We start from the raw sequence: 12,932 nt of genomic DNA on the forward strand, positions 1-12,932 counted from the left end.
GGGAACATAAAGACGCTCAGGAGCATTGAGTCCGTATAACTCAACTTGAGTGCCGAAGGGGAGATCATGGCTACTGAGTCCAACGCGGTCACTCCGCTCACCTTGCCTGTGCTGCCACTCGACGACGAGGTGGTGCTGCCCGGAATGGTGGTTCCTCTGGACCTGTCCGACACCGATGTCCGGGCCGCCGTCGAGGCTGCTCAGGCCGCCGCCCGTCCGGGTGGCGGCAAGCCCGAGGTGCTGCTGGTGCCGCGGATCGACGGGACCTACACCGGGATCGGTGTACTCGGCACCGTCGAGCAGGTCGGCCGGCTCTCCGACGGAGACCCGGGCGCCCTCATCCGCGGCCGTGACCGCGTGCGGATCGGGGCCGGAACCACTGGACCCGGGGGTGCACTCTGGGTCGAGGGGACCCGCGTGGACGTCTCGGCTCCCGAGCCGCTCCCCGGCGTCGCCGCCGAGCTGGTCAAGGAGTACAAGGCCCTCGCCACCAGCTGGCTGAAGAAGCGCGGCGCCTGGCAGGTCGTGGACCGGGTCCAGCAGATCGACGACATCTCCGCGCTTGCCGACAATTCGGGTTACTCACCGTTCCTCACCACCACTCAGAAGGTGCAGCTCCTGGAGACCGCCGACGCGGTCGCCCGGCTGAAGCTCGCCATCCAGTGGCTCGGCGAACACCTCGCCGAACAGGACGTCGCCGAGTCCATCGCCAAGGACGTCCAGGAGGGCGTCGACAAGCAGCAGCGCGAGTTCCTGCTGCGACGCCAGCTGGAAGCCGTACGCAAGGAGCTGTCCGAGCTCAACGGCGACGCGGAGGGCGAGTCCGACGACTACCGGGCGCGCGTCGAGTCCGCCGATCTTCCCGAGCATGTCCGTGAGGCCGCGCTCAAGGAGGTCGGCAAGCTGGAGCGCTCGTCCGACCAGAGCCCCGAGGGCTCCTGGATCCGAACCTGGCTGGACACCGTCCTCGAACTGCCGTGGACCGAACGGACCGAGGACGCGTACGACATCCGCGCGGCCAAGGAGATCCTCGATGCCGAGCACGCGGGCCTGGAGGACGTGAAGGAACGGATCACCGAGTATCTCGCGGTGCGCAAGCGCCGTGCCGAACGCGGCCTCGGGGTCGTGGGCGGGCGTCGGGGCGGGGCGGTGCTGGCCCTCGTCGGACCGCCCGGCGTCGGCAAGACGTCCCTGGGTGAGAGCGTCGCGCACGCCATGGGTCGCACGTTTGTCCGCGTCGCGCTCGGCGGTGTGCGGGACGAGGCGGAGATCCGAGGCCACCGGCGTACGTACGTCGGTGCGCTCCCCGGGCGCATCGTCCGCGCCATCAAGGAGGCCGGTTCCATGAACCCGGTCGTCCTGCTCGACGAGATCGACAAGGTCGGCTCCGACTTCCGCGGCGACCCGGCCGCGGCGCTCCTCGAAGTCCTCGACCCGGCGCAGAACCACACTTTCCGTGACCACTACCTGGAGGTCGAACTCGACCTCAGCGACGTCGTCTTCCTGGCCACCGCCAATGTCCTGGAAGCCATCCCGGAGGCGCTGCTCGACCGCATGGAGCTGGTCAGGCTCGACGGCTACACCGAGGACGAGAAGGTCGTCATCGCCCGCGACCACCTGCTCCCGCGCCAGCTGGAGCGGGCCGGTCTGGAGGAGGGCGAGGTGACGCTCGACGAGTCGGCGCTGCGCAAGCTGGCCGGCGAGTACACCCGTGAGGCGGGCGTACGCAACCTGGAGCGGGCCGTCGCCCGGCTGCTCCGCAAGGTCGCGGCCCAGCACGAACTGGGCGACCGGGAGCTCCCGTTCACCGTCACCGACGAGGACCTGCGGGGTCTCGTCGGACGGCCGCACCACGTCCCCGAGTCCGCCCAGGACCCGGCCGAGCGCCGCACCGCGGTGCCGGGCGTGGCGACCGGACTCGCGGTGACCGGCGCCGGTGGTGACGTGCTGTTCGTCGAGGCGTCGCTGGCCGACCCGGAGACCGGCGCGGCCGGACTGACCCTCACCGGTCAGCTCGGCGACGTCATGAAGGAGTCCGCGCAGATCGCGCTGAGCTTCCTGCGCTCGCACGGCGCCGAGCTGGAACTGCCCGTCGCCGACCTCAAGGACCGGGGGGCGCACATCCACTTCCCGGCGGGCGCGGTGCCCAAGGACGGTCCGAGTGCCGGTATCACGATGACGACGGCGCTGGCCTCGCTGCTCTCCGGGCGGCTGGTCCGTACGGATGTGGCGATGACTGGTGAGGTGTCGCTGACGGGACGGGTGCTGCCGATCGGCGGGCTGAAGCAGAAGCTGCTGGCCGCCCACCGGGCCGGTATCACCACCGTGGTGATCCCCAAGCGGAACGAGGCCGATCTGGACGACGTCCCGGCCGAGGTCCTGGAGAAGCTGGAGGTCCACCCGGTGACCGATGTCCGCCAGGTGCTGGAGATCGCCCTCGCCCCGGCCACGGCCGGGGCGGAGGAGAGGGTCCCGGCCGCGGCGTGAGCGCCATGGCGTGACGGGCGTGGCACGACGTGCGCGGCCGGTCGGACGGCCCGCGCCACCCGAAAGGGTGGTGCGGGCCGTTCCGCTTGTCCGGGTGCCGGAACGTGCTGTTCCGCGTCCGGGCGGGGCGCGGAAAGGCCACGCTGCTGCCGCGGTCCGTGGGCCGGACCGCCGTCCCCGTGGACTCCGTGGTGCGCCCGGCCGGCGAGGGGGCGGACGAGAAGCGGCTCGCTATGCGCTGGGGGAACCGGGACGGCACCGTTCAAGGGCGCCGGCGTACCGGCGCCGGGGTCCTGCTGCGCGTCGTGACGGCTCAGGGGCGGTAGACGGTCCCCGGCGCCGGCTCGGCGGGGGCCATCAGCTGCGGGATCGTCACCAGGGTGTAGCCGCGCTCCTTCAGCGCGTCGATGATGCCCGGCACCGCGGGCACGGTCCCCTTGTAGATGTCATGCAGCAGGATGATGCCGTCCTTGCTCGCCTGGTCGAGTATCCGCTTCTTGATCAGTGCGGAGTCGGTCGTCGAGTAGTCCTTGGCGGTGGCGCTCCAGAGGATCTGCGAGAGCCCCAGGTCCTTGCTGACGCCGGAGACCGTGTCGTCGGTACGGCCCTGCGGCGGGCGCATCAGCCGCGGCTTCTTGCCGGTGATCTTCGCTATCGCGTCCTGCGTCTTCTCCAGCTCGGCACGTATGTCGGCGGGCTTCCGGTCCGTCAGGATCTTGTGCGACCAGGTGTGGTTGGCCACCTCGTGGCCCTCCGCCTCGATGCGGCGCACCGTGTCGGGGTGCTTCAGCACGTGGTTCTTGCCGAGCAGGAAGAAGGTGGCGTGCACCTTCTTCTCCTTGAGGATGTCCAGCAGGTGCGGGGTGTCCTCGCCGGGCCCCGCGTCGAAGGTCAGCGCTATGCACTTCGCCTTGCGGCAGTCCACCGGGCCGAACGAGCCCTTGGCGTCGGAGGCGGCGTCCCCCCGCGCCGAGCCCGGGGCCGTGGTCTGTATCGAGCAGCCGGTCAGCGTGAGAGTGACTGCCGTCACAAGAGCGACGGCCAACCCCGTACCGACCGACTTCGTCTTCCTGGGCAAGATCACGTCACTCCCTCACGACTGAACAGCGCACCCGGCGTGCGATGTTCAGGGACTATACACGGGGTGTATACGTTGAGTGCATAGTGGCGTGGACGGAGGCGGAGGTGACGGTGGAGGCGTGCGGGAGCCCCGGTGACGGGGTGCGTCACCGGGGCTCCGGGGAGCGGAGGCTCAGCCGTTGGCGAGTGCCTGTACGCGGTCGAGAGCGCCGTTGAAGTGGTTGTGGTCGCCGACGTACGGGCCGGACGACGTGTACTGCCAGATCGTGTAGTAGCCCCAGCCGGCCGGGAGCGTGCCGACCGTGGTGTCGTAACGGGCCACCCACAGCGGGTTGGTGGTGCCGAAGCCCGCATTGTTCCCGGTGCAGGTCGTCCACCAGCTGGTCGCGGTGTAGATGACCGCGTCACGCCCGGTGCGCGCCTTGTACGTGTTCACGAAGTCGCGGATCCAGGAGACCATGCCGGCCTGCGTCTTGCCGTAGCACTGCGCGCCGTACGGGTTCCACTCGATGTCGAGCACGCCGGGCAGCGTCTTGCCGTCCCTCGACCAGCCGCCCCCGTGGTCCACGAAGTAGTTGGCCTGGGTGGCGCCGCTCGTGGTGTCCGGGGTGGCGAAGTGGTACGCACCGCGGATCATGCCGACGTTGTACGAGCCGTTGTACTGCTGCGCGAAGTAGGGATTCGTGTAGTACGTGCCCTCGGTGGCCTTGGTGTAGGCCCACCGGACGCCGCTGTTCCAGAGAGTCGCCCAGTCGACGTTGCCCTGGTGGCTGCTGACGTCCACGCCTTCGGTCTGGGCGACAAGCGTGCCGCCCGGCAGGCCGCCCTGGCCGTCGTGGGCGATGACGCCCATGCCCATCGTGGCCGACCCGCGCGTGGGCTTCTTGGCGGCGGCCGTGGGGGAGTCGGCTGCGATGGCCGCGCCGGGCAGGGTGAGCAGAAGCGAAAGTGCTGCGAGGAGGGTTCCCAGTGCCGCCAGACGTGAGCGGCGGGTCTTTCCGGATCCGGATCTGTGCACGGGCATGTGCGTGCCTCCGAGGCCTCGGTGGGGGGATCTGCAGACCCAGGGGGGCGGCTCGGCGCACCCCCTGCGGCATGTCATGGTGTGGACATGCCAGATATGACGCTACGCACGTAGACCCGCGCGGCGGAAGAGGGCCTGGGCGGTGCCGTTGGTCTACGCCTGCGAAATACTGGCGGAGCTGCGGTGATGACCGGCGGCGCAAGAAATTTTCAGCGGCAGGAAAGCTCATGAGGAGTGTTGACGTGCACGGGAGCGAAAGCGGTAGTGAACCCGGCGCGACCGGAGGGAGTGGTGCGGACCACGAATTCCTGGCACTGGAGCGGGAATTGGCTGTCTTTCTGCGCCGCGCGCGGGCCAGTTCCGGCGAGATGGCACGGGAGGTCCATCCCGAGCTGGAGGCCGCGGCGTACGGACTCTTCGTACGGCTGGAGTCGGTGGGGCAGCAGCGGGCCACCGACCTCGCCGCGTACTTCGGCGTGGGGAAGGCGACCATGAGCCGTCAACTGCGCGCCCTGGAGGAGCTCGGACTGGTGGCGCGCGAGCCCGATCCGGCCGACGGGCGGGCCTTCCTCGTCCATCTCACCGACGAGGGGCTTGCGCGCTTCCGCAGCGTCCGCGACGCGCGCCGCGAACGGTATGTGAGCAAGCTCGCCGACTGGGACCGGACCGAGGTGGCGGAATTGGCACGGCTGCTGCACCAATTGAACGCGCGGGCCGAGGACTGACGACGGCCGGGCCCGAACCCGGCCCGGCCGGGCATCCGCGGGTGCTCTCCGGCCTCCGCCCCGCGGAAACCGCCCACGCCGCCGGCGTGGGCCGACCCCGCACCCGGGTGACCTACGGCCTTCCCCGCGATAGGGAGTGGGCTCGCGGCGCCCTGCGACCGCTCCCCCAAGCTCTCGGCTTCGCTCGAGCAGGGAGGGGCCCCCTTCGGCGTTGTCGTCGGTCACCGACTCCCCCACAGCCTTAAGGGCGTGGGAGGTGCCCCCTCCGCGTCGACTCCGTCCTCCGCCTTGCCGTCGAAGTCGCACGGCGCCGCTCGCTGATCCACTCCCTGTCGCGGGGGAGGCCGTTACAGCACCACGTAGACCGCCGTCGCGTCGTCGTGCGTCTTGCTGCGCCGCAGATGCGCACGCTCCGTGTCCGCGTCCTCCAGGGCCCTCACCCGGTCGATCAGCCCCTGTGTGCCCTCTTTGTGGAGCACCGCGAGGCAGGCCGCCCAGTCGCCCTCATGGAACATCTCCGTCCAGCGGCTCGCCCCGTCCGTCAGTGCGGCCACCGCCCGCACCTCGGTGAGAGGCGTCCGCCCGGTCACGGCGCGGACCGCCACCCCGGGGTCTGCGGCAGCGGTGAAGAAGCCGCCCTCCTTGTTCCGTACCCGCGTATCGGCGATCGCCTCGGTGGCCAGCGAGCCCGGCGGCAGCCGGTCGAGCCGGTCGTCGAGCAGCGCGCGCACCGTTCCGTCCGGTGACTCGAACAGCAGTACGGAGTCGGAGAGCACCAGGTGTTCGATCGCTTCCCCGTCCCAGCGCACCACGACAACGGTCGCCTGTGGGGTGCGTACGTGAGAAAGGTCACACAAGGTGCGATGGGTGTCGGCGGTGCGCCTGATGGACTCGGCGAGGATCTCGGTGAGCGTCAGATCCCGCCGCGAACCCGACAGTTCGACCAGCGCCCCGCCCAGCCGCGCGGTGAACCAGGGTACGGAGTGCACACAACCGTCGTCCCCCCGTGGCGGAGTGACTCCGTCGAGCAGAACCAACGTGCCACCCCCGCCGGAAGCGGGGAGCGCGGTGGCTGCCCAGTCCTCGTTGGGGCGCTCGGGACTACCGGGGACCGAGGCGAGTTCGATGCGCATACGGCCAGTCTGCACGACGCCTTCACGGGGCCTGCACGATCGTGGCGTTGGGCCGTACAGGCAGGTCAGTGGGGAGGCTTGAGCGGAAGGGGTGGCTCCGCGCCGGGTGCGGGCGGGCATCCTGCCAAAGCCCGGGCGGAAGTTCCAGCCGGTGATCCAGGTGTGGGCTGCGGCGCCCGAGGGGAGACTTGTTCGTCAACTCCGGAGTGATGTTCACTCGTTCAGGTGGCGGAGCGGTTGATGCGCGCCCCCCTCTCAAAAGCACTGGAATGGTCGGAAGCCGTACCAGGGGTCGGGGTGTCCTTCCACATATGAACGTGCGTCACCTCTGCTTCAAGGGTGGACGAGTCAAGATTGCGAGCACCGGTGCAGAAGAAGCGGCCGCGGAGCAAAGGCAGCGAGCAAAGAAGTACCGGGGTGACACCTCCGGCGCCGAGCGGGAGTGAGCCGACCCGGCGCACCGTCCGCGTACGCAGCCGGCTGGTCGCCGGCGTCGCGGTCGTCGGCATCACCGTCATCGCCGCGGGCACGCCCGCGGCCCTCGGCGCCTCCACCGAACTGACCGAGTCCCAGCGGTTGGTCACCCTTGCCCAGCTGAACCAGCAGGCGGTGGCCCTCGCCCACTCCCTCGCGGACGAGCGCGACGAAGTCACCGCCTATATTGCGGGCGGCCGGGACGGGAAGTCCGGCGCGAAGAACGACGGCCCCCGCGCCCGCGTCGACCAGCAGATCGACGAGATCCGCGCCACGGCTCCCGCCGCGCTGCGCCGCGACCTCTCCACGATCCCCTCCCTGCGCCGCACCGCCCTCACCGGCAAGGGCTCGGCACTCGACGCCCACCAGGCGTACTCCGAGGTCATCGCCAAGCTCCACGACCTCGCCGACGACCTTGCCGAGAAGACCCCGCCGCGGGCCGCCGAGGCCACCCGTGCGCCCCTCGCCCTCGGCCGGGCCGCCGATCAGGCCTCCGCCACTCGCGGGCTGCTGATCGCCGCGCTCTCCGTGCCCCGCGAAGAGGCCACGGTCCCGCAGATCGACCCGTTCACCGGGCTGCCCGTCCAGAGCCAGGACGAGGGCAGCAGCGAGGACGACCGCAACCGTGACGCGCTGAGCGCCGCCGCCCAGCAGGCCAGGGTGCGCGAGCTCTCCTCGCTCGCCGACTTCGACCAGGCCGCGGGCAGCACCGCCCGCGGGAAGCTCTCCTCCACCGTCACCGGGCCCGAGGTCAACCGCGCGGAGAAGTACCTCGCCGCACTCACCGACCGTCCCGAGCTGTCGGACTCCGACCAGAAGGCCGACCGGAAGAAGGTCGAGGCGGCACTCTCCGCCCGCGTCGACCGGATGCGCAGCGTCGAGTCCGCCCTCGGCACGGACCAGGTGCGACGCCTGGAGCAGCTGCGCGACGACGACGTCACCGCTCTCGAACTGCGCATCGCGCTCCTCGGCGGCTGTCTGCTGATCGCCGTCGGCGTCTCCACCGCCGTGGCCCGTACGCTGACCCAGCCGCTCGCCGTCCTGCGGATCGGCGCCGCCCGCCTCGCCGCGGAGCCCGCCACCGCCGAGCCGGTCCGCTACACCGGCCGCAACGACGAGTTCGCCCAGGTCGTTCGATCCCTCAACGCCCTGCACGGCCAGCTGCACGGGCTGCTCCACGAGTTCAACGGCCGGTTCGAGAATCTGGAGAACGAGCGCGGCGAACTGATCGCCGGACGCGAGGCCCTCACGGTCCAGTGCGCCGAACTCCAGGCCCGCACCGCCGATCTGACCACCCAGCTGGAGCGGCTCAAGAACACGGTCCATCACACCTTCGTCAACCTCTCGCTGCGCACCCTCGGCCTCGTCGAACGCCAGCTCGGCGTCATCGAGAGCCTGGAGGACCGCGAGCAGGACCCGGAGCGGCTCGCCACCCTCTTCAAGCTCGACCACATGGCCACGGTCATGCGACGCCACAGCGAGAACATGCTGGTCCTCGCGGGCGCCGAGCACAGCCACGGGCACTCCGGCCCGATCCCGCTGGTCGACGTGTTGCGCGCGGCCGTCAGCGAGATCGAGCGGTACGAGCGGGTCACCATCCAGTCCCTGCCGCCGCACGCCCAGCTCGCCGGTTTCGCCGCCGACGACCTCAGCCACCTGGTGGCCGAACTCCTGGAGAACGCGACCTCCTTCTCGCCGCCCGACTCGCATGTCGAGCTCTCCGGCTGGCTGCTGGAGACCGGCGAGGTGATGCTCTCCGTGCAGGACGAGGGCATCGGCATGTCGTCCGTACGGATGGATGAGCTCAACGCCCGCCTGGCCGACCCGTCCTCGTTCACGGCGGGCGAGCAGAGCGCCGACGGCGCGGGCCTCGGACTCCAGGTGACGTCGCTGCTCGCGGCGCGCCACGGGGTGCGGGTCCAGCTGCGCGAGCACAAGGGCAGCGGGGTGACGGCGGTCGTCGTGCTGCCGCAGGCGCTGCTGCCGAAGGCGCCGCCCGGCGCCACGCCGCCGCCCGTCACCGCGCCGGGGGACGCACCCGCGCTGAACCTGCCCGGATCGGTCGCCGAGGCCAACTCCAATGCCCTGCCGGGCCGGACGCTCGCGCTGCCCGCCGACCCGCTGATCGCCGCCGCCGAGCAGGCGATCCGCGAGTCGGCATCGGACCCGGCCCAGGCGGAGGCGCCCGCTCCGGCGGAGGCGCCCGCTCCGGCGGAACCCGAGCCGGTCGTCCCCGACGAGTCCGAGTCCGAGACCACGATGCAGGTCCGGCTCCCGGGGCTCCGGAACGTCCCCGCGGCTCAGCCGGCCCCGTCGGCCGCACCGGCCCATGAGACCCCGGCGGCCCCCGACCCGTACGCCATCGGCCCCGACCGCCACGAGCGCACCGCGGACGAGACCCCGGAGCTCTTCACCGCCCCGGCTCCTTCCCCGGCGTCCGCCGCCGAGGCCCTTCCCGGCCCCCGGCAGCCGGAGCCGCAGGCCGAACGCATCACCGACAAGGGCCTTCCCAAGCGCACCCCCAAGGTCGTCAAGCCCGCCGTCCCCACCGCCGAGCGCAGGGGCAGTCTGGACAAGGACGAGCTGCGCCGCCGCCTCGGCGGTTTCCACCAGGGGGCGAAGGACGGCCGCCGCGACGTCGAGGCGGAGATCGCCGACGGTGCCGTCACCGGTGCCGGCACCGCGCAGACCGCGCAGACCGAGCAGACCGAGCGGGCAGACCATTTCGGCGGTCGAACCGATGAGACGGGGGACACAGTCGAGGAGGCACGCAGTTGACTGCGCCCAGCACATTCGGGCTGAGCACCGAGGCCCGGAACCTTCACTGGTTGCTGAGCAATCTCGTGGAGGAGGTGCCAGGGGTCCATTCGGTCACCGTTGTCTCGTCCGACGGACTGATGCTGCTCTCCTCCGACCCCGGCCGCCAGACAGCCGCAGCGACAGGCGGCCCGCAGGACGGCCCCCGAGGCTCCAGCGCCGACCTGGCGACCATCGTCTCCGGCATCGGCTCCCTCACCATCGGCGCCGCGAAACTGATGGACGGCGGCGGCGTCAAGCAGACCATGGTCGCCATGGACGAGGGCAGCGTCTTCGTCATGTCGATCAGTGACGGTTCGCTGCTCGGCGTGCACTCCACCCCCGACTGCGACATGAGCGTCATCGCGTACCACATGGCGCTCTTCGTCGGCCGTGCCGGACACGTACTCACCCCCGAACTCCGCAGTGAACTGCGCAAATCGATGGAGAGCGCCCAGTGACGCCCGCTGCTGAACCCGCCCCGAGGCTCCCGGTCCGCGGGTCCGACCGACGGCCCGCCCGAGTCCGCCCGTACTCGCTCACCCGCGGCCGCACCCGCTTCGGTCACGTCCTTCTCGTCGAGACGTTCGTGGCCGCGCTGGAAGCGCCCGAGGAGCGCCGCGAGCTCACCAACGGCAACCTCGCCACGAGGGTGATGCCGGAGCTCCAGGCCATTGTCGAAATCTGCCGCCGCATGCGTACGGTCGCGGAGATCTCGGCCCTGTTGAAGATGCCGCTCGGCGTGGTCCGAGTGCTGCTCAGCGACTTGGCCGACCAGGGAAAGATCCGTGTGTACGGGACCGGTCACGGCACCGGCCAGCCCGACCGCGCACTGCTCGAAAGGGTGCTGAATGGACTCCGTCGTCTCTGATCCACTCCTGTCCGCCCCGCGTCAGCCGGGACCGGAGGACCAGGCCGAGGAGTCGATCCAGGCCTGGCAGTTGGATCACACCAGGGCGCCCATCGCCACGAAGATAGTCGTTGCGGGCGGGTTCGGGGTCGGCAAGACGACCTTCGTGGGATCGGTCTCCGAGATAACCCCGCTGCAGACCGAAGCACTGATGACCCAGGCCAGTGAGGAGACCGACGACCTCACCGCGACGCCCGACAAGGTCACCACGACCGTGGCGATGGACTTCGGCCGTCTCACGCTCGACGACGACCTCGTGCTGTACGTGTTCGGCACGCCCGGACAGCAGCGCTTCTGGTTCATGTGGGACGACCTGGTGCGCGGCGCGATCGGTGCGGTGGTGCTCGCCGACACCCGGCGGCTCTCCGACTGCTTCCCCGCGCTCGACTACTTCGAGAGCTGCGGACTGCCGTACATCGTGGCCGTCAACCACTTCGAGGGGACGCCCGGTTACGAGGCGGAGGACGTCAGGGAGGCCCTGACCGTACCCCCGGACGTGCCTGTTGTGATCATGGACGCGCGTAACAGGATCACCGTCGTCGAGTCGCTGCTGGCCCTCGTGGGTCACGCTTTTGACGCGGCCCCCGCCTAGGGCGTGTTTCGAAAGTCCCGCCTGCCGTGCGACGCCTGGTACGCCCGCTCGCTGCGTTGTCGGGCTCGCCCCGATACGCCCAGGAGCGGGGCGACCCTCTGCCGTGCGATCGCACGCACCGGACCACGCTCGTCATGGGACAACACTGCCGGTCACGGCACTGGTGCCCCTCACCGCACTAGACACACCTCGCGCACGTACCACGTAGACGTAACGGAGAACCGCGATGCGGAAGATACTCATAGTCGGAGCCGGCCAGTCCGGTCTCCAGCTCGCCCTCGGACTGCAGTCCCATGGGTACGAAGTCACCCTGATGTCCAACCGCACCGCCGACGAGGTCCGGTCCGGCCGGGTCATGTCGACGCAGTGCATGTTCGACACCGCGCTGCAGCACGAGCGCGACCTCAAGCTCAACTTCTGGGAGTCCCAGGCTCCGCGCATCGAGGGTCTCGGCGTCTCGGTCGCCGCCCCCGACTCCTCGCGCGCCGTCGACTGGGTCGGCAAGCTGGACGGCTTCGCCCAGTCCGTCGACCAGCGCGTGAAGATGGCCGGCTGGATGGATACGTTCGCCCAGCGCGGCGGACAGCTCGTCATCCACGGTGCGGCCGTCTCCGACCTCGACTACTTCTCCCGCACCTACGACCTGGTGATGGTCTCCGCGGGCAAGGGCGAGCTGGTCTCCATGTTCGGCCGGGACGCGTCCCGTTCGCCGTTCGACGCCCCTCAGCGCGCCCTGGCCGTCGCGTACGTCCACGGCATGGGCCCGCGCCCCGAGCATCCCGAGTTCGACGCGGTCCGTTGCAACCTGGTCCCTGGTGTCGGTGAGCTCTTCGTGATGCCGACCCTGACCACGTCCGGCCGCGCCGACATCCTGTTCTGGGAGGGTATCCCGGGTGGCCCGCTGGACGTCTTCCAGGGCATCAAGGACCCCTCCGAGCACCTCGCGAAGACGCTGGAGCTCATGGAGCAGTTCACGCCGTGGGAGTACGCGCGCGCCACCAAGGTCGAACTGACCGACGCCAACGGCACCCTGGCGGGCCGTTACGCCCCGACCGTGCGCAAGCCGATCGGCCGGCTGCCCAGCGGCGGCCTGGTGCTCGGCGTGGCGGATGTCGTCGTCGCCAACGACCCGGTCACCGGCCAGGGTTCCAACTCCGCCTCCAAGTGCGCCGACGCGTACCTGAAGTCGATCATCGAGCACGGCGACCAGGCCTTTGACGCGGACTGGATGCAGTCCACGTTCGACCGCTACTGGGACACCGCGCAGCACGTCGTGAAGTGGACGAACGCCATGCTCGGCGTACCGCCGGAGCACGTGCTGAACCTGATCGGCGCCGCCGGTCAGCTGCAGCCGGTCGCCGACCGGTTCGCCAACGGGTTCAACAACCCGGCGGACTTCGACAACTTCTTCTTCGACCCGGAGAAGACGAACGCGTACCTGGCTCAGGTCTCCGGGGCCGCATCAGCCACCTGACCTGCGAAGCAGCGGTTGGCGTTGGTCAATGTTGGTGGTTGTGGGCCGCCCTCGCACGGCCCACAGACCCCTCTTCGGGCGCCCACGGCGGGAGCTCCCAAGGTTTTCATGGGCGCCTGCGGGACACATATGCGTCGCCGATGCCTTCCAGGAGGGCGGATGCCTTGCTCCTCCTTGGAAGGCATCGGTCAGCTTGGCCGCCGTCCCCCCGAATCCGCACGGGTCCGTAGGACGCCG

Annotated in this window: 11 protein-coding genes; 8 read left to right on the forward strand and 3 right to left on the reverse strand. The window is 70.3% G+C overall.

Annotated elements, in window-relative coordinates:
- Positions 1–66 precede the first annotated feature (66 nt).
- Both lon and AB0915_RS03265 read left to right on the forward strand, forming a co-directional pair.
- Positions 67–2,487 carry an endopeptidase La gene (gene lon, locus AB0915_RS03260; RefSeq protein WP_366689456.1) on the forward strand — a complete coding sequence of 807 codons (2,421 nt, stop codon included), beginning with the start codon at positions 67–69 and terminating at the stop codon, positions 2,485–2,487.
- A gap of 104 nt (positions 2,488–2,591) precedes the next feature.
- A complete protein-coding gene (locus AB0915_RS03265) occupies positions 2,592–2,813 on the forward strand; it encodes a hypothetical protein (protein WP_366689457.1) in 222 nt (73 codons plus the stop codon).
- On the opposite strand, the gene AB0915_RS03270 is transcribed toward AB0915_RS03265, so the two are convergent.
- Positions 2,801–3,565 (reverse strand): polysaccharide deacetylase family protein, encoded by a 765-nt coding sequence (locus tag AB0915_RS03270; protein ID WP_366689547.1) that lies wholly within the window; start codon positions 3,563–3,565, stop codon positions 2,801–2,803. The two genes, AB0915_RS03265 and AB0915_RS03270, sit on opposite strands and share 13 nt — an antisense overlap.
- Positions 3,566–3,739: 174 nt before the next feature.
- Entirely contained in the window at positions 3,740–4,591 is an 852-nt protein-coding gene (locus tag AB0915_RS03275; protein WP_366689458.1) for a lysozyme, read from the reverse strand.
- A 242-nt stretch (positions 4,592–4,833) separates the two neighbouring features.
- Between AB0915_RS03275 and AB0915_RS03280 the strand changes: the two genes are divergently transcribed.
- The gene (locus tag AB0915_RS03280; protein WP_366689459.1) at positions 4,834–5,316 is read left to right on the forward strand and encodes a MarR family transcriptional regulator; all 483 of its coding nucleotides are present in this window, start codon (positions 4,834–4,836) and stop codon (positions 5,314–5,316) included.
- A 347-nt stretch (positions 5,317–5,663) separates the two neighbouring features.
- Here AB0915_RS03280 and AB0915_RS03285 read toward each other — a convergent pair whose 3' ends face one another.
- The gene (locus AB0915_RS03285) at positions 5,664–6,449 is read right to left on the reverse strand and encodes a hypothetical protein (RefSeq protein ID WP_366689460.1); all 786 of its coding nucleotides are present in this window, start codon (positions 6,447–6,449) and stop codon (positions 5,664–5,666) included.
- A gap of 366 nt (positions 6,450–6,815) precedes the next feature.
- Between AB0915_RS03285 and AB0915_RS03290 the strand changes: the two genes are divergently transcribed.
- From AB0915_RS03290 to AB0915_RS03310, 5 genes are all read left to right on the forward strand, one after another.
- On the forward strand, positions 6,816–9,701 hold the full coding sequence (locus AB0915_RS03290) for a nitrate- and nitrite sensing domain-containing protein (protein WP_366689548.1): 2,886 nt from the start codon (positions 6,816–6,818) through the stop codon (positions 9,699–9,701).
- Positions 9,698–10,180, forward strand: coding sequence for a roadblock/LC7 domain-containing protein (locus AB0915_RS03295; RefSeq protein WP_366689461.1), 483 nt, complete (start codon positions 9,698–9,700; stop codon positions 10,178–10,180). The genes AB0915_RS03290 and AB0915_RS03295 overlap by 4 nt, the downstream gene beginning before the upstream one ends.
- A complete protein-coding gene (locus tag AB0915_RS03300) occupies positions 10,177–10,590 on the forward strand; it encodes a DUF742 domain-containing protein (protein ID WP_366137515.1) in 414 nt (137 codons plus the stop codon). The genes AB0915_RS03295 and AB0915_RS03300 overlap by 4 nt, the downstream gene beginning before the upstream one ends.
- Positions 10,571–11,221 (forward strand): ATP/GTP-binding protein, encoded by a 651-nt coding sequence (locus AB0915_RS03305; RefSeq protein WP_366689462.1) that lies wholly within the window; start codon positions 10,571–10,573, stop codon positions 11,219–11,221. Before AB0915_RS03300 ends, AB0915_RS03305 begins: the two co-directional genes overlap by 20 nt.
- A 226-nt stretch (positions 11,222–11,447) precedes the next feature.
- Positions 11,448–12,695, forward strand: coding sequence for a styrene monooxygenase/indole monooxygenase family protein (locus AB0915_RS03310; protein WP_366689463.1), 1,248 nt, complete (start codon positions 11,448–11,450; stop codon positions 12,693–12,695).
- Positions 12,696–12,932: the final 237 nt, after the last annotated feature.

The organism is Streptomyces sp. NPDC048411, from assembly GCF_040704695.1.
Lineage (GTDB): Bacteria > Actinomycetota > Actinomycetes > Streptomycetales > Streptomycetaceae > Streptomyces.